Genomic DNA, 24,429 nt, shown 5'->3' on the forward strand with positions numbered 1-24,429 from the left:
AAGTGAGCGTTCTATAATATTGTATGATGTGCATAATTAGTATGCCCACATATCTAATTCGAAGTTTCTAATCTTCTCCTTAATTCTATCTGATTCTAATAACTGCATTAATGCATTTTCAGAAATATACTCGGTTACCTTACGGTCGCCATATACATTTTCTTCTTTGTAAATGTAACCATTAAAACGCCTTGAATTTAATAGATGATCAAATGAGTATGGCATAGCGCTATTCTCATTATTAAAGGCTTTCGCCTCATGCAAAATATCTCTTACATCTGGATAGAATACCCAAAATAATGCAATTGGTTCTTTATTTGCTTCGTCATCTGAATCTAAAAAGTTAACGTCTGGAGCAGCAGGTGCTATTCCAATTAAACGAAACTTCATTTCAGCTTGACGTTTATCAAAATACCATAAGCCTTTAATTAAATAGGCACTAATGTGGTACGATGTAATATCAGTCTTTACAACATACTCTGGATCAACATATCCATCAGCGTTATATTGTTCGTAACCAATATCCAAAGTATCTACTTTAGACATACTTGCTTTAAGATCATTCATTGTACGCTTTGCCGTAAAATAAGAGTCATCGTACATGTTTTCTAAATCACCGTTTCTAACGCTTTTCCATAAAACATCAAATAACGATCTTCTATTTTTACCAATATTATTGGTGTCTATTGGGTAGTACAACGGAAAGTTAACACGCTCGTCAAGAACTACCTTTTCCCATGTCATTTTAGAATACATAATATCTCTATCATCTACATAACCATATTCTAATGGTTTATCGTCATCTAAAGCTTTTTGCGCTTCTGTTTTAACACCAATTTCTTCTGGAGATTTAGCATTTAACAGATTTGCTTGAGCCATAGAGGAAGCAGCAAATGACATGCATAAAACGGTTAATAAAAAACTTTTAAATTTCATCTGTTTTAATTTTAGTTATTAGGGCTTATCATCAGATGGTAAAACCTTATTAATTTGTAATTTCAACAATTACAGCAGAAACTCCTTTTAACTTGTAAGAAGAATTTCCTCTAATTTGAGCTTTAATGTCAAAAATTTGAACATTATCACCACGTCTTGCTTTACGCAACGCATTTTTCGCTTGAGAGTTTAATTTCGTACCATTTACATTCACTGAAGGCTGACCTGGCACTTTAAATTTAAACGATGTTACTTGAATTGGTAAGTCAAAATCAAAATCATCTAATTTTGCTCCTACTGTTCCAATTTCCACACTATTACGCGGTAATTTAACTAAACCATCTTGACCACTAATGGTACCTGTTGGTTTAGGGATATCTTTAATTCTGAATTTAGCATTATCGCTAACTTTAGTTCCATCAGGTAATGTACCCGTAACGTTAATAGATACTTCTCTACCTTTTCCTGGGTTCATAACATATTTACCAACTCCAGATACTTTACTTAAACCTGGCGCACTTGCTGATACATTATTATCTGAAACACCAGCAAAAGAAATTGTCATTGGGTTAGATACACCACGATATACCACATTCATTTTATCAGCTGAAATTGTAGCTGAATTTGGTTTAGGTACTACGGCATATGTAGACTTAACTGGAATAGTAATAATAGAATCACCTTCTTTAAATTGGAATTCACCTTCTATTTCACGCTCTCCTACAGCACCTGCTGGGAACTTCAATAAAGTTTGTCCAGCTTGCATAGATGTATCAGGTAATTCAGTTCCATTAATAACAACTTTATCTGCTTTTAATGTTTTATCGTTTTTACCTAAAATAATACGTCCTGTAAAATCTTCGCCTGAAAAGAACGCTGTTTTATCTGGCACTACAATAGCATCAAAGTTAGTTAAAGATGCTTCAACTTTTAATTTACCGGCTAACATAGATGATAACACTTCAGATTCTGTAGTCTTAACATCTGCTTGCAACTGTGTCATTTTTGTTAACGACGCTACTAATGGGAAACCCTTATAGTGGTAATCTAACCAGTCTATTTTGTTTCCATCTCTATTAACAACTGGCTCTGTTGCAAATTTCTTTTCAACGTCGTCAGCTATATCGGCTAAATCAGGGTTTTGCTGAAGTACAGCAACAACACCTTCTCTAAATTTAGCAATCTCATCAAGGAATTCTTGACCTTCTGGCTTTAACTTATCACCTTTAAAAAAGTTTTCATCTAGGTAATCGCCTTTGTCCATAATCTCATAATCAGTAGGATCATCAACAGTTGCGGTCATCTTCCCTTTTAATTCCGTTAAATACGCATTAAAATCGTCAGCCAATTTACTTATTTGATCAGCTTGTTGCTTTAATGGTTGGTATTTAGCTGGTTGTTCTGAAACTTTTTCAGCTAAACCTTGCATAAAGGCTTCGTTACGTTCTTCAGCTATCTCGTTAGATTCGGTTAATTTTTCATTCATTAAACCAAATGCAGATAGCACTTCTTTTGACATATTTAAGGCAAGCATCGCAATGAATACCAAATACATCAAATTAATCATTTTCTGCCTTGCAGATAATTTTCCTCCTGCCATTTCTAATTAGTTTTTTTAGTTGTTGTTAAATAAAATTTAGCTTTTAAACTAATTAGCTTTTGTTCATTGCAGATAACATACCACCATATACACCATTTAATGATGATAAGTTAGACGCTAATGATTGCATTTGTTCTTTTAATTTCGTTGCGTTTTCAACAGCTTCTTCATTGATAGCAGCTTGTCTGTTTGCAGCGTCCATTTGAACTTTATATAAACTGTTTAATGATTCCATTTGTGCAGCAGCTAATGACATTTCTTCGCCATACTTTTTTGTTGCAGCAATAGAGTCTACAGTTGGGCTAATTCCTTTTGCAGCACCTTCAAAGTTTTTAATGCTCTCACCTAAACTAGACATTAATTCAGCATCAATTTTAGCTTCTTTTAGTAAGTTGTCTAACTTTTTAGATAATAGACCTTCTGCATCTTTAGGCTCTTCTTTCTTTTTACCCATAGACTTACCGCCTGCTAATTCAGGATATACTAATGACCAATCTAGTTCGTCATCAACTGGTTCGAATGCTGAAATAGCAAATACAATTGCTTCTGTTACCAGACCTAATGTTAACATTACGTTACCAGTAAGTGGTCCTATTTCAAAGTGAATAATTTTAAATAATGCTCCAATAATTACAATTGATGCTCCAAATCCATAAGACATAGTCATGAATTTCTTAAATGCTCTTGATTGTCCTGCCATAATTTTAGGTTTTAGTTAAGTAAATATTACTTAGGTAGTTTAATAGTTATTTAGATTAATTGTTTAGTTTTTCTTGTTTAATACAACATCAGTTCCCATGTATTGCTGTACAGTTCTGAAGCCGATATAACTTCTGGCTGAATCAGCATACTCGTAATCTCTAGAACTTACTTGCATATAGTATGCAACGTCTTTCCAAGATCCGCCACGAACCACTTTACGTTGGTTGTCTACATCATTAACACTTGGATTTACAGATGAAACAAATTCATAAGAAGATGGATCGTAAGACGCATGCACCCATTCTGAAACATTACCTGCCATATTATATAAATTATAATCGTTTGGCTCGAATGATTTTGCCTCTACTGTGTATAATGCTTGGTCTGCTGCATAATCTCCACGAAGTGGTTTAAAGTTTGCCATAAAGCAACCTCTATCGTTTTTAGTATAAGGTCCACCCCAAGGATAAGTTGCAGCTTGCAGTCCGCCACGAGCAGCATATTCCCATTCTGCTTCAGATGGTAATCTATATTTATTTACAAAATGCTGTTTTTTCTCTTTTCTATATTCATTATGATATAATGTTCTCCACTCACAAAATGCTTTTGCTTGTTTCCAAGAAACACCTACCACTGGATACTCATCGTAAGCAGCATGCCAGAAATAATCGTTATGCATTGGCTCGTTATACGAGTAAGCAAAATCGCGAATCCAAGCCGTAGTATCTGGATATACTTCTACTTCTTCAGTAATGATAAACTCAGAACGCTTTTTCCCTTTATTTTTAGCTTTGGCTGCTTTTTCAATATCCATATACTTATATTGGAACTTGAATTTGGTTACATCCCAAGTACGTTGACCGTTATAAGATTCTTCCATTGGTAGGTACATGGTATCCATAACTTCAGCATAGTACTCGTCTATATAATTAGCTGTATCAAATTCAATATCGATATCTTTGTTAAGCTTTCTTCCCTCATAACCTGTAGGCCCTAATCCTGCATAGTTATCATACATGTATTTTTCATATACAGACATGTTGTCTGGATCAGCATCAACAAAGGCATAATCTCCAATCGTACCAGCATCGGTTTGTGTTAAACCAACCTCATCGGCCAAAATAGCCAAACGGGTTCTGATAGTAGAATCGCGTACCCACTCTACAAACTGTCTGTATTCAGCATTAGTGATTTCAGTCGCATCCATATAAAAAGATGTTACTGTAACAGTTTTAGCAGGTGCATCATGAATACCAGCAAGATCATCGTCTGCTTTACCCATAATAAATGCGCCACCTGGAACCAATTCCATACCGAATGGTTTTTCAGGGTGCCATTTCTTTCCTTTAGCTCCAACAAGCTGTCCTCTGTCACCAGATCCACAGCTAGAAAGTATAGCTAAAATTGCGGTTAATAAAAATAATTTCTTCATATCCATAGAAAACTCGAGGTTAATAATTGTCTTAAAAAAAATTTAAGAGCGTAAACATATTTATATAATTTGTAAAAAACAACTTTTTTTATCAAAAAAATTACATTTCATCGTTAAAAAAGTGCGTTTTACCGATGAAAAATAGCACTTAATACACTAAAAATTTACACACAATTCTTCTGAAACGCCTTGTACCAGCGCTCCGGAACACTATTAGCACAGGCATCAAGATAATCTTGATGTGTGCAAGGTAATAACGTATGTCTTTTTAATTTATTATTTATTTCCTCTAAAAAAGGTATTTCAATCCACCATCTTTCCGTTTTTACACTTTTATAAAAGATTAATTCTTGGTCATCTACCAAAGTGATAAATTTCTTAAAGTTATTGTCATTTAAAAAATCGTCATCTTTAACTCGGTAATTAACACCTTCAATAAAATACCAAATCATTTGGGCTATTAAACCTGATGTAATTTCATCGTCATTTGATGGTTTGTATTCATAAATACCAAAACTCGACACCTTGTTACTTATACCAGCATAACGCGAAATGGCACAAATTTCTTTTCCATCCAATCCATTTGGTGAGAATTTCTGCCTTAAGTTAACTTCAGAAGCTTTTAAGGCATTTAAATCTACACTAACAATATTGGCATCTCTTAAAACGGGTTCAACTATAGTAATATCGTTAGATACTTGGCCCAACCTATACGATTCAAAATACAACTTATCCATAAGGTCTATTTCTTCTTGCGAATTAAAATAAGTTTGATACCCAATAGTTGCATAATTAAACAAATTGTAGGGTTGGTCTAAAATAACTTTCCCAACAAAACTATTATTCTTCATCGGTTTTGATGAATCGCCCAAATCAAATCTAGAATCCACATTAACAATGTTAACCATGGGCATTAATGTATCGTAAGCACGATAGTTGGCATAAGTTAAATCTTGACTTCCACCTATTATAATAGGTATGATGTTCTTTTGAACTAAAATTGAAATGGTTGTCTTTAGAGCAAAATACGTGTCTTCAACCGATTCTCCTTTATTAATATCGCCTAAATCGGCTATTGCTGTGTGCCAGTTTCCAGGAAACAATGCATATAGGGATTTTCTAATTTCATTTAAATTAAACTCCTCACCTATATAATTAATATCGTTCCTATTTTCAAGAACACCCAAAACAGCAATCTTAACATCGTCTATTTCTGGAATGCCATTTTGTTGTGAATGAATTTTTATTTTTTTACCCATTGTTTGTTGCGCCAATAATTCATTATGGGCAAGTACACTGTCTGGAACAGGTGACAAAAAATTAAAATTCATTTGGTATTATTACTTTTTCTTGGTTGTTTTTTTCTTGGTCGCTTTCTTTTTTGGTGCGTTTTTTTCAATTATGGCTTTTACCTCTTCCAATGTCATATCAGACACATCTACAGTTTTCGGCAACTCAACCTTTGTTTTCCCCTTAATAACATTATGCCTTCCCCAACGTGCCTTTTCTACACGAATGCCTTCATCTTCCCAACTGTGAATGAGTTTGTCTTTTTCTTTTTGAATCTTATCTTCTATTAATGTTACAATATCGTCCTCACTTAAGTTATCCCAATCATACTTTTTGTTGACATTAATAAACATATTGTTCCACTTAATAAATGGACCGAAACGACCTTTACCTTTTTGTACAGGTAAATCTTGATACATATATATAGGTGCATCGGCTTTTTTCTTGGCTTCAATTAATTGAATAGCATCCTCAAGTTCAACACTCAAAGCATCCATACCTGCCGGTAATGAGACAAATTGTTTTCCAAATTTTACATACGGACCAAATCTACCGTTATTGACCTGCACTTCTTCTCCTTCATAAGTTCCTAAATCTTTAGGCAACTTAAACAAATCCATAGCCTCTTCGTATGTAATGGTGTTTAATTGTTGATCTGGAGACAAACTTGCAAACAATGGTTTCTCTTCTTCTTCGGCTGTTCCAATTTGAACCATTGGCCCAAACTTACCTAAACGCACACTAACCTGACGGCCTGTTTTAGGATCTGTGCCCAAAACACGCTCTCCAGACTCCCTATCGGCATTTTCTTGAACATCTTCAACTACTGGATGAAAATTTTTATAAAAGTCTTTCATCATTTTAGACCAATCTACTTTGCCTTCAGCAATATCATCAAAATCTTCTTCAACTTTTGCTGTAAAGTTATAATCTAAAATCTGTTGAAAATGATTGACCAAGAAATCTGTAACAATCATACCGATATCAGTTGGCACTAACTTCCCTTTGTCAGACCCAACTCTTTCGGTCAATTGTTTATCCTTAACAATTCCTTTTTTAAGTGTTAATTGCGAGTAGTTTCTTTCTACACCTTCAACAGTTCCCTTCTCAACATAATTTCTATTTTGAATGGTTGAAATAGTTGGCGCATAAGTTGATGGCCTACCAATACCCAGCTCTTCTAACTTCTTAACCAACGAAGCCTCTGTATATCTAGCTGGAGGTCTCGTATATCGCTCGGTTGCTGTAATATATGTATTAAGAAGCGTTTCATTAACCTTCATAGCAGGCAGCATACCATCCTGTTCCGTATCTTCGTCATCTGTACCCTCAAGATATACTTTTAAAAATCCTTCAAACTTAATAACCTCTCCATTTGCAGTAAAGGTTTCATTATGTGTCGAAGCTCCTATCTTAACATTTGTACGCTCTAATTGTGCGTCACTCATTTGAGATGCGATAGCTCGTTTCCAAATTAAATCGTATAACCTGGCCTGGTCTCTGTCTGCACTCACCGATTGAGCCGAAAAATTTGTGGGTCTAATAGCCTCATGCGCTTCTTGAGCGCCTTTAGCTTTACCTTTATAATTTCGTGGCTTACTAAATTCAGAACCGTAGGTGTTTTTTATTTCTTCTTCGGCACCTTTTCTAGCCTCATCAGACAGATTCACACTATCTGTTCTCATATAAGTTATTAAACCAGCTTCGTACAAACGTTGCGCATTAGACATGGTTCTACTTACTGAAAACCCTAACTTCCTAGCTGCTTCCTGTTGTAGCGTTGACGTAGTAAATGGTGCAGCTGGCGATTTTTTGGCAGGCTTTTTCTGTAAGTCGTCTACTTTAAAAGTCGCATTAACATTAGCCTCTAAAAACTTATAAGCCTCTTCTTTTGTCGTTATGTTTTTTGGCAACTTAGCCTTAAATGACTGTCCTTCTTCATTTGAAAATTCGGCATCAATTCTATACGACGCTTCTGGAGTAAAATCTTGAATTTCACGTTCGCGTTCTACTATTAGTCTTACGGAAACCGATTGCACACGACCAGCCGAAAGGCCTCCTTTAACTTTTCGCCATAAAACAGGAGATAATTCATAACCTACTATCCTATCTAATACACGACGTGCCTGTTGTGCATCCACCAAATCATAATCAATTCCTCTTGGGTTTTCAATCGCCTTTTGAATGGCCGATTTTGTAATCTCATGAAAAACAATACGCTTGGTCTTATTTTTATCTAAATCCAACGATTCTGCTAAATGCCAAGCAATAGCCTCTCCCTCACGATCCTCATCACTGGCCAACCAAACCATTTCGGCTTTTTTCGCCAAATCTTTTAGTTTTTTTACAACAGCTTTCTTGTCTTTTGAAACCTCGTATTTTGGTTTAAAATCGCCGTCAACATCTACGCCCAATTCTTTAGAAGGCAAGTCGGCTATATGTCCAAAACTGGATTCAACTTTAAAATCCTTTCCTAAAAATTTTTCTATTGTTTTGGCCTTGGCAGGCGACTCAACAATTACTAAATTCTTTGCCATGTATCATTTTTTAAGGCTACAAATGTATGTGAAAAAAACGGTATGTTCCTAATTTTAAAATTTTCAGCGTTTTAAATTGACCTTTTACCAAACAAAAAAACCTGTGAATTTTAAATTGTAAAAACACAGGTTTTAGTCTAAAAAGTTCTATCTGAAAATTATTCCACTATATGATTTACTGTTTCCTCATCTTTAAAACCCACAACATTTTTATACACTAAATATGTTGGGTGGTAAACAAAAGCAGCAGTAAAAAATACACCTATACCACAAAGTAATGTGCCTACTATTTGGGCTAATAATGACGAAACTATAAGCAAGCCAAAAACCAACCACCACTTTTTGTTTCCTAAAGCAAAGCTTCCTTTTACAATGTCCCCAACTGTTAAATCTGGATTATAAGCAAAAAACATTGTAAAGAAAGACATAGGCACCATAACATAAATTAAAGGTAAGAAGCACAATAATGTAGCAAGAGTTGAAATAAAAACAGAAGCCAACATCAATACAAATAATTTACCTAAATACTTCCCTTTTATAAAATGAAAAAAGTCAGAGGTTAAAACATCTTCATCATGGTCCAATCGCTTCATAATTCTAAAAAAACCAGCTTGCAATGCAATGGTTACAACACTTAATACTAAAGCACCTACTACTATTAAAATGATAAATAAAACTGAAAAGCCAGCAAATACTGCATTGTAGGCATCAGGATTATACTCTCCACTTTCAGCCTGGGCTATCATAATACCAATTAACGGAACATAAATAATAAGTATAAGAGGTAGCATAATTATCATTGAAAATATTTGCAATAAAAACCCTTGTATCCAAGTTTTTTTAAACAGATCAATAGAATCGCTAAAAATATTTCCAAAGTCTAAACTAGGAGCAGTTTGTATGCGTTCTAAAATTCGATTTAGTGAAGTCATTTTATATGATTTTTGTTAGTGTTATTACTCAAAGTAAATACATATTAACAGTATAAACAAAAATATTTTTACTATATGACACTTTGTCATTATGTTGAAAATAATCGTAACTTTGCATGCGCTTGAAATAACAGGCATGAATATTGACCATTTATTATTTTGAAATTTAAGATTCCCTAATTCGGGAAATTGATTATGGAGAAGATTATAGACGAATCTATACAAGGCCAAAGCCTCAATTTAGAAGCAAAAAAGAATAATGACCGAAAGCTTTTTATAGAAAGTTACGGCTGCCAAATGAATTTTAGTGATAGCGAAATTGTCGCTTCAATTCTTTCCAATGAAGGTTTTAATACGACTCAAAATCTCGAAGATGCCGATTTGGTATTAGTAAATACCTGCTCTATTCGTGACAAAGCCGAACAAACCGTTCGAAAGCGTTTAGAGAAATACAATGCCGTAAAAAAAATAAATCCTAAAATGAAAGTTGGTGTTTTAGGCTGTATGGCAGAGCGCCTAAAAAGCAAGTTTTTAGAGGAAGAGAAAATAGTTGATTTGGTTGTTGGACCTGACGCCTACAAAGATTTACCCAATTTATTGTCGGAAGTTGAAGATGGTCGCGATGCCATTAATGTTATCCTTTCAAAAGAAGAAACTTATGGCGACATATCTCCTGTACGTTTAAACACCAATGGTGTAACAGCTTTTGTATCTATTACACGTGGTTGTGATAACATGTGTACGTTTTGTGTTGTACCCTTTACTCGTGGCCGCGAACGTAGTCGCGATCCGCAAAGTATTATAGAGGAAGTAAACGATTTATGGAACAACGGTTACAAGGAAGTTACACTTTTAGGTCAGAATGTGGATAGCTACCTCTGGTATGGTGGTGGGCTGAAAAAAGATTTCGAAAAAGCTAGTGACCTTCAAAAAGCCACTGCGGTTAACTTTGCCAAACTATTGGATATGTGTGCACAAGCGCAACCAAAAATGCGTTTTCGTTTTTCAACATCCAACCCACAGGACATGACATTGGATGTAATTGAAACCATGGCAAGACACCAAAATATTTGTAATTACATACACCTACCTGTTCAAAGCGGTAGTAACCGGATTTTAAAAGCCATGAATCGTCAGCACACACGTGAAGAATATTTTAAACTTATTGACGATATAAGAACCATTATTCCAGATATTGCCTTAAGCCAAGATATGATTGCTGGTTTTCCAACAGAAACCGAAGAAGATCATCAAGACACCTTAAGCCTTATGGAATATGTAAAATATGATTTTGGATTTATGTTTGCGTATTCTGAACGCCCAGGAACATTAGCCGAACGTAAATTAGATGATGATATTCCTGAACCCGTTAAAAAAAGACGCTTGCAGGAAATTATAGATTTGCAACGTAAACACGGACACTTTAGAACGCAACAGCATGTAGGCAAAGTAGAAGAAGTTCTTATTGAAAAAGAATCTAAACGTTCTAATGCACATTGGTCAGGTAGAAATACACAAAACACGGTTGTAGTTTTTCCAAAGGAAAATTATAACGTAGGTGATTTTGTAAATGTAAAAATTACTGATTGTACCACTGCTACACTTATTGGTGAAGCTGTTGGGCTTTCTGAAAATAATTAAACTATGGAATCCGTTCAAGCTATAAAACAACGATTTGGTATTATTGGTAACGACCCTAGTTTAAATCGTGCCATTGAAAAAGCCATTCAAGTGGCTCCAACTGATATTTCGGTACTAGTCACTGGAGAATCTGGTGTTGGTAAAGAAAGCATCCCTAAAATAATACATCAATTATCGCACAGAAAACATGGTAAATATATTGCCGTTAACTGTGGTGCAATTCCAGAAGGGACTATTGACAGTGAATTATTTGGACATGAAAAAGGCGCTTTTACTGGAGCTACCCAAACCCGATCGGGTTATTTTGAGGTGGCTGATGGCGGTACTATCTTTCTTGATGAAGTAGGCGAATTACCATTAACGACACAAGTTCGTTTGTTACGTGTACTTGAAAATGGTGAGTTTATAAAAGTAGGTTCCAGTAAGGTTCAAAAAACCAATGTACGTATTGTGGCAGCAACAAACGTCAACATGTTTGAAGCCATTAAGAAAGAAAAATTTCGTGAGGATTTATATTACAGGTTGAGCACTGTAGAAATACACTTACCTGCACTTCGTGAGCGTAAAGATGATATTCATTTATTGTTCAGAAAGTTTGCAAGTGACTTTGCATTAAAATATAAAATGCCGACTATCAAGTTATCTGATGATGCCGTGAATTTGTTGTTAAAGTATCGTTGGAGCGGCAACATCCGTCAGTTGCGAAATGTTGCCGAACAGATTTCGGTTTTAGAGCAAAATAGAATTATTAGTGCGTCAACACTTCAAAGCTATTTACCCAATTCAGGAAGTAATTTGCCAGCAGTTATAAACAACTCTAAATCTGAAAGCGATTTTAGTAACGAACGTGAAATACTGTACAAGGTACTTTTTGATATGAAAAGCGACCTTAACGATTTAAAAAAGTTGACTATGGAACTCATGAAAAGCGGAAATGCTTCCGAAGTTCAGAAACAAAACGAAGGTCTTATTCAAAAAATATATGGTGATGACAATAGTGTAACTGAAGATGACGTTGAAGAATTGGAAGTACTTTCCATTCCTGAAAAATCATCAGAAATTCAACATTCAAGCACACCAGAAGACACGCAAGATAAATATCACTTTGCCGAAGAGATTGAAGAAGAAGAAACCCTATCTTTACACGATAAGGAATTGGAGCTTATAAAAAAATCGCTTGAAAGGCATAATGGCAAGCGTAAATTGGCAGCTCAAGAGTTGGGTATCAGCGAACGCACCTTATATAGAAAAATTAAACAATTTGACTTATAAAAAACCTATGAAGTTTTTGAAATATATCGTACTAATAGTTGTAGCTGTTTCCCTTAATGGTTGTGCGGGAGGATATTCATTTACTGGAGCCTCAATATCATCAGATGTAAAATCGTTTCAAGTTAATTTCTTCCAGAACAATGCGCTGTTGGTAGAACCTGGATTAGATCGTGATTTTACAAATTCATTAATCGACTTACTTTTAAATCAAACCAATTTAGATTTAGTAAAAAGTAATGGCCATTTAATTTACGAAGGCGAAATTACCGAATACCGCATCTCTCCCACCACTGCAACTGCCGAAATTACAGCTGCCCAAAACCGATTGACCATGACTGTTAATGTTAGATTTTTCAATATGAAAAATGAAGAAGACAATTTTGAAAGTCGGTTTTCATTTTTTTACGATTATCCAGCAAGCGCACAATTAACAGGAGCCATTAGAGCAGCCGCTTACGAAGAAATTTTTGAGCGCCTAACGCAAGACATCTTTAATGCTTCATTAGCTAAATGGTAAAAAAATGACTGCCACTCTGTTTTCTGAAATAATTCAAAACCCTCAAAAAATAACATCTGAATATACAGATGAGCTTTCAGATATTATTAGTCAGTTTCCTTATTTTCAGTCAGCTCGAGCAATTTATTTAAAAGCCTTAAAAAACAAGCAGAGTGTTAAATATAACCAAGAGTTAAAAACAACTGCTGCCCATACCACAGACCGTAGTATTTTATTCGATTTTATAACTTCAGAAGAATTCATTCAAAACGAAATTTCCCAATTCATTAAACAGAACACCGAAAATGTTCGTGATTTGGATGTAACCATTGAAGATATTTCAGTTAATAAAAGTGTTCAAATTGACGATGCCCTTAAAGAGCAGATAAAAGACACCCAAAATGTTCTCGACCCTGAATTATTTCAGCCTAAAGTAGACCGTAGAAAAATTGCCAATTTCAAATTGGACACCGAAGCTAAAATTGAGGAATCCACAGAGCCAGAACAAATTGAACCAAACGCTCCAGAAGTAGTTTTAAACTTGGGCGCTCCTTTACAATTTAGCCACGACGAAAAACATTCTTTTAATGAGTGGTTAAAGCTTACCAGCTTTAAACCTATTAACAGGGAAACAAAAAAGGAATCCGAAGAAAAGGCTCAAGTTGACATTACTGAAGAGAACCCAGCTTCCGATTCGCGTGATAAAAAATTTGAATTAATTGATAGTTTTTTAAAGAAAACGCCAAAACTAAAACCTACCAAAGCTACAACAAAAAACATCAATCTGGCCGAGGAACAAATGATACAGCCAGAAGCTTTAATGACTGAAACTTTGGCACGAATTTATGTGGAGCAAAAGAACTATAAAAAAGCTATTCAATCTTATAAAATTTTAAGTTTGAAATATCCAGAAAAAAGTGGTTTCTTTGCAGACCAAATTAAAGCAGTAGAACAATTACAAGAACAAAATAATATAGAATAATGAGTACGTTTACAATATTTTTAGCCTTAATAGTTGTTGTAGCATTTTTATTAGTTGTAGTAATCATGGTACAAAACCCAAAAGGTGGTGGATTATCGTCTTCATTTGGAGGTGGTGGCACTCAACAGTTAGGTGGTGTAAAAAAGACTACAGACTTTTTAGACAAAAGTACTTGGACATTAGCAACGCTTATGCTAGTCTTAATTTTACTTTCTAACGTTGCTATCAACAGAGGTTCTGGCAATGCTGAATCTAAAGCTATTGATGAAGTTAATACTGAACAACCTGCAGTTCCTACTACTACACCTGCCCAAACTGATAATGGTGGTGTAGCAAATGATTCTGCAAAGTAATCCCAATTAAAAAACATTTTTAAAGCCAACTCACGAGTTGGCTTTTTTTATGCCATAAAACCAGTGGTGAAAATTTGTCAGTATAAGTCTATTGGCACATTTTTGGCTAATTCCTTATTCGTTAAAACAAGTTTAATTAATCAAAAACAATATAAAAATGGCATTAAACATTAAACCATTAGCAGATAGAGTTCTTATAGAGCCTGTTGAAGCTGAAACTAAAACAGCATCTGGTATTATAATTCCTGACAACGCCAAAGAAAAACCGCAACAAGGAAACGTAATGGCTGTTGGTAAAGGAACAAAAGACGAACCAATGACCGTGAAAGTTGGTGACAAAGTTCTTTACGGAAAATACGCTGGAACCGAGTTAAAGCTAGAAGGCAAAGACTATTTAATTATGCGAGAGAGTGACATTCTTGCAATTGTTTAATCATCATTTAAAAAACTAAAAAAATGGCAAAAGACATAAAATTTGATATTGACGCACGCGACGGATTAAAACGTGGTGTAGACGCATTGGCAGATGCCGTAAAAGTAACATTAGGCCCAAAAGGCAGAAACGTGATTATTAGCAAAAGCTTTGGTGCTCCTCAGGTAACCAAAGATGGCGTTACTGTAGCTAAAGAAGTAGAGTTAGAAGACGAGCTTGAAAACATGGGTGCACAAATGGTAAAAGAAGTGGCTTCTAAAACCAACGATTTAGCTGGTGACGGTACCACTACAGCTACTGTTCTTGCCCAAGCCATCGTAAAAGAAGGTTTACGTAACGTTGCTGCTGGAGCAAATCCAATGGATCTAAAGCGTGGTATTGACAAAGCCGTTGAAGCTATTACCAAAGACCTTGAAAAACAATCAAAACAAGTTGGTAATTCATCTGAAAAAATTAAGCAAGTTGCATCTATTTCAGCCAACAACGATGATACAATTGGTGATTTAATCGCTAAAGCTTTTGGCAAAGTTGGTAAAGAAGGTGTTATAACTGTTGAAGAAGCAAAAGGAACTGATACTTATGTTGATGTTGTAGAAGGTATGCAATTTGACAGAGGGTATTTATCACCATACTTTGTTACAGATGCTGATAAAATGATTGCCGATTTAGAAAATCCATACATTTTATTATTCGACAAAAAAATATCTAACTTACAAGAAATCCTTCCAATATTAGAGCCAGTTGCTCAATCTGGTCGTCCTTTATTAATTATCGCTGAAGATGTAGAGGGACAAGCATTGGCTACTTTGGTAGTAAACAAATTACGTGGCGGATTAAAAATAGCTGCAGTAAAAGCACCAGGGTTTGGTGACAGACGTAAAGCTATGCTAGAAGACATTGCTATCTTAACAGGTGGTGTTGTTATCTCTGAAGAACGAGGTTTCTCTCTAGAAAATGCTGACTTAAGTATGTTAGGAACTGCTGAAACGGTAACTATTGACAAAGACAACACAACGATTGTTAATGGTTCTGGAAAAGCTGCTGACATTAAAGCTAGAGTAAATCAAATTAAAGCTCAAATTGAAACAACCACTTCAGATTATGACAAAGAAAAACTACAAGAGCGACTAGCTAAATTAGCAGGTGGTGTAGCTGTTCTTTATGTAGGTGCTGCAAGTGAAGTAGAAATGAAGGAAAAGAAAGACCGAGTAGATGATGCTTTACATGCTACAAGAGCAGCTGTAGAAGAAGGTATTGTTGCTGGTGGTGGTGTGGCATTGGTAAGAGCTAAAAAAGTTCTTGAAAAAATTACCACAGAAAATTTAGACGAAGTAACAGGTATTCAAATTGTAGCACGCGCCATTGAGGCTCCATTAAGAACAATTGTTTCTAATGCTGGTGGCGAAGGTAGTGTTGTAATTTCCAAAGTTATGGAAGGCAAAAAAGATTTTGGTTTCGATGCCAAATCTGAAACCTATGTGGATATGCTTAAGGCCGGAATTATTGACCCTAAAAAGGTAACCCGAATTGCATTGGAAAATGCAGCTTCGGTGGCAGGTATGATATTAACAACAGAATGCGCTTTAATCGATATTAAAGAAGATGCTCCTGCAATGCCTCCTATGGGTGGCGGAGGAATGCCTGGCATGATGTAAAAATCACATTAAATAAAAATAATTTAAAAACGCTCCAAGAATAATCTTTGGAGCGTTTTTTATTCTATATTTATTCCTCCATAAGTCACAAACAAATGAAGATTAACCACTTTTGCCTATTTATTTTAGCACTTACTTTTAGCTTTACAAATGCCCAAAATGACTCTATAAAAAGTATTGAGCAACAATACATTGATTACTTTAGTTTAAATCATGAAACGATTTACACCCAACTCAATAAAACTAAATTTTTTACAGCAGAAAATTTATGGTTTAAAACTTATATATATTATACCAAGACTCAAAAACCATATCGCAGAACTACTAATATCTATGCTAGTATTTTTGATTCCAAAGGTAATTTAGTTGAGAAAAAGTTACTCTTTGCAAAAAACGGCACGACCGCTGGTAATTTTAATTTAAAATCTGATTATCCACCAGGAACTTACTATTTAAAAGTATCTACCAACTGGATGCGTAATTTTAAAGAAGACCATTATAGTCTTGATGAATTCCAAATAATTGGCTCCAATTCTGAAGAAAACATCACAAGCAATACTTTAGAAAAAGAATTCGATTTTCAGGTTTTACCTGAAGGAGGGCATGCCCTAAACCATGTAATTAATAATTTTGGATTTAAAATTATTGACAAGAAAGGTGAAAGTGTAAAAATAGATTCGGGTTATGTGATTGATAGTCAAAATAACAAAATAACTACTTTTAAGAGTAACGATTTTGGCATGGGACAATTCAGCCTACTGATAGACGACAAAGAGCATTATACAGCAGTGGCTATATTAAAAGATGGAAAAACAGTCCGAAAGCCCTTATCAATGGCAAAACCATTTGGTGTCGCTATGAATGTATTTAATAATATTGAAAAAAGCGACATCGCAGTTGCTATTAAAACCAATAAAGCATCCTTGCCAAAATTAATAGATAAACCATATTTCATACTCGTTCATAGAGATGGTTTAGCTTTCAAAATAGATGTGAAGTTTGAACCAAACAAGTACACCTACTTACTTAAAATCCCTAAAGTCAATTTATATTCTGGCATCAATATTATTACTTTATTTAACGATAGTAATCAACCAATATCAGAACGTTTGACCTTTAACTATTCTGACAAATCAACAAAAAACATTTTGTTTTTAGATTTTACCAAAGAGGAAGACTCAACTACCGTTAGGTTTGGATTTAACGGCAAAAAGGATTCCATTTCCAAAAATATGAGCGTATCAGTTTTGCCCGCTATCACAAAATCTTATAATCCAGATAAAACAATACTTTCAAAACTTCTTTTAAACCCTTATGTTAAAGGATATATTGAAAATCCTAATTACTATTTTAATAATAAAAGTCCAAAGGCCGCTTATGATCTAGATGTTCTTTTAATTACTCAAGGATGGAGCAAGTACTCGTGGAGTAATATTTTTAATTCCCCTCCAAAACCTTATTACCCCTTTGAGTTTGGTATAACCATTAATGGTACCATTTCAGATAAAAATGATTTATCGCAGGGTGAAATTATGCTTGTTTCGGGACTTAATGAAATTTTCTTAAGTTCTGATATAAAACCAGGTAATAAGTTTAGCTTTGAAAAATTATATTTATCAGATAACTCCAGAGTATTTTTTAGCCTAAAGGATAAAAATGGTAAGGTAACCACTCCAAAAGTTTATTTTAATGCTTTCCCAAATTTAATCAATGAATCCATTAAAACGGAAGCTAACATAAAGCAAGATGAAGAATTAAATCTTCAAATTAAAATGGATGAGTTTATTTATGACAATGTAACTATACTCGACACTGTTGATTTAAAACACGCGCGAGACACTACAAGATACAGGTCAAAATACACCAATAGATATGGGTCGACTTTACGATTTGGAAACTCTGATTATCGTAATATTTACGCTAGAAGCAATAGGAATTATGATATTCGGATTTTTGAAGGGCAGTACGGCAGATATGCTGGTGGTGGTAGATACTCCAACAATATTTATGGTCAAGGTGGCTATTTTGGAACGCGAGATGCTGCCCCTGGAGATTTCAATCAAATTTTTACTCAACACAATCCTATGATTGGCAGTAATCTAGCCAGTCAAACATATTCTACCGTTTACAACGCTGTTGCAGCTCCTAATTTTGATTATCAAGATTATCAGAAAAAAGCGATGATTGAAATAAAAAACTCTATGATTGAATTTGGATTTTCTAGACCTGAAACATATTACACTCCTTTTTACAATAAAACAAAACGAGATACTTTTGCTGAATATGGAGTTTTGCATTGGATTCCAAATGTAACCACAAACCCTAATGGTATTTTTAGTTTTAAGATTCCTAACTATTTTTATGGAAAAATTAATTTGTATATAAATGGCATGGGCAGTGATGGTAGTTTATTTTCTAAAGTAGAGACAATTGATCTAAAATAATCCTACTGTTGTTAATAATAGATTGATTACCCACAGGCATTAAAAACAAAAACACGGTTTAGAACCGCGTTTTTGTTTTTAATTAGAGAGCTGTTGCTACTTTATATGCAAAGAATTCCACATTAAGTTAATCATTTCAACACCTTCAGGGTCTATTTCGTCATTCATATTCATAGTCATAATTAATATGCCCTCATCCTTGCCTCCAAGGGCTGTAATTTCATAGGTTTCAATCTCACCTTTATATTCCAAAACAGATTTTAAAACCTCTAATTTATGCCCAGAAACCAAAGTTCGTTCGTAATCTTGACGCTTCATGGTGTAACCATAACTAATACTTTCTTTTGTAACCTCATTAAGCATCATTTCTTGCAGCATGGTAGGATCGAATGCTTCATATTTTTGAATTAAAACACCTGAACCTGAAGCTGTCATAATCATAATCTGCTCTATTCCTTCTTCTAGAACAGTCTTTGAAATACTATAATCTTTAATATACTTAAAGTTATAGAATGAATCTTCATAAACCAGTGTGTCTTTCTCTCTAACAGATATCGTTATTGTCTTACCATTAACTTTAAATTCATTGTTTTCATCTAGAGCAATTTCATGCGACTCATCGCCTATTGTTAGGATAAAATCTTTTTGACTAAAACTTGATAAAGTTATTAGAAAACATGCGAGGCAAATTAAATTTTTCATAATAGAGGTTTACGGGTTAGTGAAACGAAAATAAACCAATTAAAACTTTTACAAGTATTATTTCCAATTAATTTTTATGATCTTCTTTAACCTCTTCATCTCTATACCTACAGCAATCATGAACAGAATTATAGGCTTCATCTGTTGCTTTTAACTCTTTAGTGTCATGACCAACAGCTACAATATTTTCTGTTATCGTTTGTAGGTTTGTTTTGCGCTCATCATAAATTAATTTTAATTCGTGGGTTTCAACATTCCACACGGCAGATTTTACTCCTTTTGTTTTAATACATGCCTTTTCAATTCTTTCTTTACACATATTACAAACACCATCTACTTCCATACTGGCTTTTGCATTCTTGTTTTGGGCGAAACTTAATGCACCAAAAAACATAAACACTACTACTATTAATTTTTTCATCTTTTTATTTTTTAAGTTTTTAATTTATTTTAAATCGCAATCCTGCGTAATACATACTTCCAAAAACTGGACCATATACAAAGGTTGTATCAAAATTTGATCCAAAAGGATTTTCTGCGGACATTACTGGATTACTTTGTCTTACATTGGTAATATTTTCACCTCCTAAATATACTTCAAATTTTGAAGAAAATACTTTGGTAACTTGAGCATTTAGAGTGGCAACCGTTGGCGAATATTCTGGTAACTGAAATTCCAAAGGATTACTTGCTGTTGATGAAAATCGTTGCTTACTTAACCAATTAAATGTTGCATCAAACTTCCATTGACTAGCAGAACCTTCTTTTACATTTGTTTTATATGAAGCATTTGCAAAAAAACGATGCTTTGGTGTTAACGGGTTTTCCAACTGACCCGACTGATATTCTGTTTGTACATTATAGTATTTATATGCCAATCGCAGATCAAATCGCTCAAATGCATTATAGTTAACTTCGGTTTGAAAACTATTTGCAAAACTTTTTCCTTGTAAATTATAAAAGTTTACTTCTAAGGGATTTTCATAATCAACCACAACTTGATTCTTGAAATTAGTTCTATAAAAGTCGAATGTTACATCACCCTTTCGATTAAACAAGTTAAAGCCTTGTAAAAACGAAACGCCATAGTTCCAAGCAATTTCAGGATCTAAACCATAAATATCTCCTCCTGAACTTAAAATATTTATCTGTCTAGAAGTTGAAAATAGTTTTTGGTTCTCGGCAAATATGTTAGCACTGCGTTTACCTCGACCAATTGAAGCTCTAAAAGCCGATTTTTCCCAAGGTGTATATCTTAAATGTAATCTAGGGGTTATAAAGAAACCGAGTAAATTGTGTTGGTCTACCCTAACACCTGCTATTAAATTCAACTTGTCTAAATTATCATAGTTGTATTCAAAAAATCCACCTATAGAAGTCTCTGTGCGTTCATAATCTGTAGCATAAACCAATTCATCATAATGATCATAAGTATAACTTATCCCTGTTTTTATTTTATGGCGTGAATCGCTAATTATAGAGTTATAAACTACATTGGCATACAAGCTATTATGCTGTATATCATAAATATTAAATCCGAAATAGGAATCTTGCTTATGACCACTAAAAGCAGTTTGAACACCTAAACTTTGATAGGGTATTTCAGGATTTACATAGCCAAATTTTGCAGACAATTCATAACGTTCAGTATTAATCTCACTTCCCCATGCATTAGTTGTAAACTTATCGGTTTCAGGTCGAAAATCTACTTGTCCAGCCAGTTTATTATCAGACACATACTTTAAATTAATAAAGCTAACCAATCCTTTTTCTGGATTGGTATATTGCCAACGGTTCATTACATTTATTTGGTCGTATAGTGGCATATCCATAAACCCATCGTTATTTACATCATGTCGTTTTTTATGTCTATTACCGTGTAAATACAATCCTGTGCTCCACGTATCACTCACTTTAGTGTTAAAATGCGTATTTAATTCCAACCGTTGATTACTCGCTCCATAAAGATTTACAAATAATTTATCATCAGATAAAGGCTTTACCAACTCGGCATTAATTTGTCCAGCAATGCTTTCAAAACCATTTACAACACTACCGGAACCTTTAGTGATTTGAATACTCTCTACCCAAGTTCCTGGTATAAAACTTAATCCAAAAGCTTGTGATGCTCCCCTAATAGATGGAATGTTCTCGGTTGTAATTAAGATATACGGACTTGTTAAACCTAGCATTTTAATTTGTCGTGTTCCAGTTAAGGCATCGGCAAAATTCACATCTATTGAAGGGTTGGTTTCGAAGCTTTCCGATAGGTTACAACAAGCGGCTTTTAACAATTCGTCACTACTAACCATTATAACATTTTGTGCTTGTAAATACGATTTTGCTGTTGCTTGTTTTCTAGTAGTCACAACCACTTCATCCAAATTGCTTGCAGGCTCCAAAGTGTGTTCTACTGTTTTGGCTGAACTTATAGTTAAGGTATCTGTCTTATAACCAACATAGCTAATTATCAGCTTTTTATATTGCGAACTATATGGAACAGAGAATTTTCCGTTAAAATCGGTAACATCGCCTTTATCTGAATTCAGCCAATATACATTTGCACCAGGCAATGGAATTGTTTGATTTGAATCGTTTTTTTCAAAAATGGTTCCTTGCAATTCATCTTGCGCAAAGGTTATAAAAGGTAATAACATGACTAAAAAAAATATCTTTTTCATGTTAATAGGTATTTTTAATTAGCATAATTACAGCCATTACAATCATAATACTGTTTTCAATAAACGTAGCTTTGGTCATTGGTAGTTTGAGTGCAGTTCCCAAACAAGCACATTGAATACTCTTTTTATCCAACAATGTTTTCGTTACACCAATAGTTGTAATTCCTAAAATCACCAATGTGATTACTAATGCTAGCGGGACTTGAAAGCGCATTAAAAACATAAGTCCTAAAGCAACTTCTATAAAAGGATAAATCCATCCATAAACTGGAATTGCTTTTGCTAAAGGATCGTACATTCTAAAAGATTCTGGAAAACCTTTTAAGTCTAATAGCTTAAAAAAGCTAAATACAATATAAAAGAGCCCCATAAAATCGAGCATAAAACCACTCCAATCTATTGGGTTATTGTTTAATAGAAATGATGCTAGAATGATATAGCCAAAAATTAAAAACAATGGAAATAATTGTCTTAACTCTGATTTCCCTATTTCGCTTACGGAATTTGGTGATTCAAAAACGTTACGTTCCTCTTTTTTAGAAATCGAATATTTTTCTGGTAATACTTGTTGAAGCTTTTCTGTTGAAATATGCTTATCCATAGTTATTGTAACCTTTGAAGTTTCTAGATTAACCATAACATTTTCAACATGATCTAAAGATTGTAAAGCCTCTTCAACTTTAGACTTACAACTATTACAGGTCATTCCTGTAACCACATATGTATGTTTCATTATTATTTTATTTGATAATTATTTCTTTTAATTCCTTACGTAAAAAATGTAAGCAAATCGGTATAGTTTAAGTTTAGCTATCCAATAGTCAAAACTTACCAATCTGGTCTTTTAAAAAAATAGTAAATCAAATGGTGAATACTTGATTGAGCACCCGAATGTCTGCAACCAAGTTAGGGGGAGAATAATTTTTAAAGGGCACTATCTGTTCTGGTAGACCTTCAAATAAATTTAAGTAAGAATATGTAAAACTTGTAAGAAATACTTGCTGCTCAAAATCCAAATCATTAAAGGTTTTAAAACTCAATTCATCTTGACCTTGAATTACATCAACTGTATCTTTACAACAGTCCATTTTAGCTAGCATCTCTTCAGCTTCTGAAGCACATTTTTCAACTTCAGCAAACACAGAAACATCAACTAAAACATCGCCACAATAGTGTTTTTCAACAGTAAACGAAACTGTTGAAAACAATACTAAAAGCGCCATGCCCACCGAAAATATTCTATGTATTACTGCTTTCATTATAGTGCAAATTTACAAAAAATAGCAAACATGAGAATAATTTAAAATACTATTAACAGTTAAACGCGTTGCTTATGATAATAAAATGCTGGAATAAGCAACAGCAATATAACGGGTTGAATTAGAAATCTACGTGTATTAAAAAACAAATAATAATCGGTTTGTTTCGGGTTAATAACAAAATACAAAAATAAGGCTATAAGAATGATATAGGCCACTACATAAATAAGGCCTGCAAATTTCAGTATACCAATATCCTTAAACAAAATAAACAAAATACCTAGTGAAATTACTGTGTTCATAACATAACGTAGCGTTGTAAACAGTGTTAGCTTAAATACTTCTTGCCTTGGGGAATCTATATACAAATAGTCGTTTTTAAAAAACGCCAAATACGGGTCGTAGAATATTTGCTCTTCAAATACACGTATTAGAATCAGCAGCCCGAAAAGCAGAACTAAACTTAAGTATTTAAAAGTTTTAGCCATTTGTCTTTTTTATACTAGAAAAACGATTGACCCAAAACACCCACAACAAGCAAACCATCCCGTAAATAATTCCAGGAAAAATAACCGTATGCAAAATATCTTTTCGCCAAGGGTAATGATATAATCCAATAGATAGAATTACAACTCGAAACAAATTAGCAATGTAAAGCAATACACTTCCAGCAAAAATATACAAAACCGTTATTTTAAAATTGCCGGAAAAAGCAATGACAAATGAAATAAACAAAATTATAACACTTACCGAATTACAACCTTCTATCACTCGAGCTACATACTTTTCATTAATAATCAACTTAATAGAAGCTTCATTTGGATGCGGAATAACCTGTACTCTGTAATCTAAATCATGTAATAAATCCGCACTCTGCTGCGCAACAATGTAAGTCATATAATCTGGGTAATACTTTTCGCCAGTAGATAATTGTAAATAGAATTTATAAGCAATAGTGAGTACAGAATATACCACTAAAAAACTGAAAATAAATTTTAAAACTGACCTATATTTACTAATTAATTTTTTCAAAAAAAACGCAACTAGAATTGAAGTTAAATTTATATAAAATTAACCTATGT

The 24,429-nt window shown here is 33.9% G+C and carries 22 protein-coding genes; 8 read left to right on the forward strand and 14 right to left on the reverse strand.

The window, feature by feature from the left end:
- Positions 1–36: 36 nt before the first annotated feature.
- From porN to MTX13_RS10600, 7 genes are all read right to left on the reverse strand, one after another.
- Positions 37–936, reverse strand: coding sequence for a type IX secretion system ring subunit PorN/GldN (gene porN, locus MTX13_RS10570; protein ID WP_250434750.1), 900 nt, complete (start codon positions 934–936; stop codon positions 37–39).
- A gap of 49 nt (positions 937–985) precedes the next feature.
- A complete protein-coding gene (gene porM / locus MTX13_RS10575) occupies positions 986–2,536 on the reverse strand; it encodes a type IX secretion system motor protein PorM/GldM (protein WP_250434752.1) in 1,551 nt (516 codons plus the stop codon).
- A 52-nt stretch (positions 2,537–2,588) separates the two neighbouring features.
- Positions 2,589–3,236 (reverse strand): type IX secretion system motor protein PorL/GldL, encoded by a 648-nt coding sequence (gene porL, locus MTX13_RS10580; protein ID WP_250434754.1) that lies wholly within the window; start codon positions 3,234–3,236, stop codon positions 2,589–2,591.
- 63 nt (positions 3,237–3,299) lie between these two features.
- The gene (porK, locus tag MTX13_RS10585) at positions 3,300–4,670 is read right to left on the reverse strand and encodes a T9SS ring complex lipoprotein PorK/GldK (RefSeq protein ID WP_250435713.1); all 1,371 of its coding nucleotides are present in this window, start codon (positions 4,668–4,670) and stop codon (positions 3,300–3,302) included.
- 164 nt (positions 4,671–4,834) lie between these two features.
- On the reverse strand, positions 4,835–6,001 hold the full coding sequence (locus tag MTX13_RS10590; protein ID WP_250434755.1) for a formimidoylglutamase: 1,167 nt from the start codon (positions 5,999–6,001) through the stop codon (positions 4,835–4,837).
- Between the two features lie 9 nt (positions 6,002–6,010).
- Positions 6,011–8,497: a type I DNA topoisomerase gene (gene topA, locus MTX13_RS10595; protein ID WP_250434757.1), complete on the reverse strand. Its 2,487-nt coding sequence runs from the start codon at positions 8,495–8,497 to the stop codon at positions 6,011–6,013.
- Between the two features lie 158 nt (positions 8,498–8,655).
- Positions 8,656–9,429, reverse strand: coding sequence for a hypothetical protein (locus MTX13_RS10600; RefSeq protein ID WP_250434759.1), 774 nt, complete (start codon positions 9,427–9,429; stop codon positions 8,656–8,658).
- Between the two features lie 195 nt (positions 9,430–9,624).
- Between MTX13_RS10600 and miaB the strand changes: the two genes are divergently transcribed.
- The 8 genes from miaB (at position 9,625) to MTX13_RS10640 (ending at position 18,705) form a co-directional block, all read left to right on the forward strand.
- Positions 9,625–11,070 (forward strand): tRNA (N6-isopentenyl adenosine(37)-C2)-methylthiotransferase MiaB, encoded by a 1,446-nt coding sequence (miaB, locus tag MTX13_RS10605; RefSeq protein WP_250434761.1) that lies wholly within the window; start codon positions 9,625–9,627, stop codon positions 11,068–11,070.
- A 3-nt stretch (positions 11,071–11,073) separates the two neighbouring features.
- Entirely contained in the window at positions 11,074–12,342 is a 1,269-nt protein-coding gene (locus MTX13_RS10610) for a sigma-54 interaction domain-containing protein (protein ID WP_250434763.1), read from the forward strand.
- Positions 12,343–12,349: 7 nt separating this feature from the next.
- Positions 12,350–12,859, forward strand: a complete 510-nt coding sequence (locus tag MTX13_RS10615) for an LptE family protein (protein ID WP_250434765.1) — start codon at positions 12,350–12,352, stop codon at positions 12,857–12,859.
- 4 nt (positions 12,860–12,863) lie between these two features.
- A complete protein-coding gene (locus tag MTX13_RS10620; protein WP_250434767.1) occupies positions 12,864–13,820 on the forward strand; it encodes a hypothetical protein in 957 nt (318 codons plus the stop codon).
- Complete coding sequence (secG, locus tag MTX13_RS10625) at positions 13,820–14,173, forward strand: preprotein translocase subunit SecG (RefSeq protein ID WP_250434771.1); 354 nt, start codon at positions 13,820–13,822, stop codon at positions 14,171–14,173. The genes MTX13_RS10620 and secG overlap by 1 nt, the downstream gene beginning before the upstream one ends.
- Positions 14,174–14,330: 157 nt before the next feature.
- Positions 14,331–14,606 carry a co-chaperone GroES gene (gene groES, locus MTX13_RS10630; RefSeq protein WP_250434772.1) on the forward strand — a complete coding sequence of 92 codons (276 nt, stop codon included), beginning with the start codon at positions 14,331–14,333 and terminating at the stop codon, positions 14,604–14,606.
- 23 nt (positions 14,607–14,629) lie between these two features.
- Positions 14,630–16,261 carry a chaperonin GroEL gene (groL, locus tag MTX13_RS10635; RefSeq protein WP_250434774.1) on the forward strand — a complete coding sequence of 544 codons (1,632 nt, stop codon included), beginning with the start codon at positions 14,630–14,632 and terminating at the stop codon, positions 16,259–16,261.
- A gap of 95 nt (positions 16,262–16,356) precedes the next feature.
- Complete coding sequence (locus tag MTX13_RS10640) at positions 16,357–18,705, forward strand: hypothetical protein (RefSeq protein ID WP_250434775.1); 2,349 nt, start codon at positions 16,357–16,359, stop codon at positions 18,703–18,705.
- Between the two features lie 96 nt (positions 18,706–18,801).
- On the opposite strand, the gene MTX13_RS10645 is transcribed toward MTX13_RS10640, so the two are convergent.
- The 7 genes from MTX13_RS10645 to xrtF all read right to left on the reverse strand — a co-directional run bounded on the left by MTX13_RS10645 (position 18,802) and on the right by xrtF (position 24,379).
- Positions 18,802–19,407, reverse strand: a complete 606-nt coding sequence (locus MTX13_RS10645) for a hypothetical protein (protein ID WP_250434777.1) — start codon at positions 19,405–19,407, stop codon at positions 18,802–18,804.
- 67 nt (positions 19,408–19,474) lie between these two features.
- Positions 19,475–19,828, reverse strand: a complete 354-nt coding sequence (locus tag MTX13_RS10650) for a heavy-metal-associated domain-containing protein (protein ID WP_250434779.1) — start codon at positions 19,826–19,828, stop codon at positions 19,475–19,477.
- A 19-nt stretch (positions 19,829–19,847) separates the two neighbouring features.
- Positions 19,848–22,088 (reverse strand): TonB-dependent receptor, encoded by a 2,241-nt coding sequence (locus MTX13_RS10655; protein WP_250434781.1) that lies wholly within the window; start codon positions 22,086–22,088, stop codon positions 19,848–19,850.
- A gap of 1 nt (position 22,089) precedes the next feature.
- Positions 22,090–22,821: a heavy metal translocating P-type ATPase gene (locus MTX13_RS10660; protein ID WP_250434784.1), complete on the reverse strand. Its 732-nt coding sequence runs from the start codon at positions 22,819–22,821 to the stop codon at positions 22,090–22,092.
- A 127-nt stretch (positions 22,822–22,948) separates the two neighbouring features.
- Positions 22,949–23,347, reverse strand: coding sequence for an HYC_CC_PP family protein (locus MTX13_RS10665; RefSeq protein ID WP_250434786.1), 399 nt, complete (start codon positions 23,345–23,347; stop codon positions 22,949–22,951).
- A 59-nt stretch (positions 23,348–23,406) separates the two neighbouring features.
- On the reverse strand, positions 23,407–23,835 hold the full coding sequence (locus tag MTX13_RS10670; protein ID WP_250434788.1) for an exosortase F system-associated membrane protein: 429 nt from the start codon (positions 23,833–23,835) through the stop codon (positions 23,407–23,409).
- Entirely contained in the window at positions 23,828–24,379 is a 552-nt protein-coding gene (gene xrtF / locus MTX13_RS10675; protein ID WP_250434790.1) for an exosortase family protein XrtF, read from the reverse strand. Before xrtF ends, MTX13_RS10670 begins: the two co-directional genes overlap by 8 nt.
- Between the last annotated feature and the right edge of the window lie 50 nt (positions 24,380–24,429).

The sequence above is a fragment of the Hanstruepera flava genome, assembly GCF_023634025.1.
Classification (GTDB): Bacteria; Bacteroidota; Bacteroidia; order Flavobacteriales; family Flavobacteriaceae; genus Hanstruepera; species Hanstruepera flava.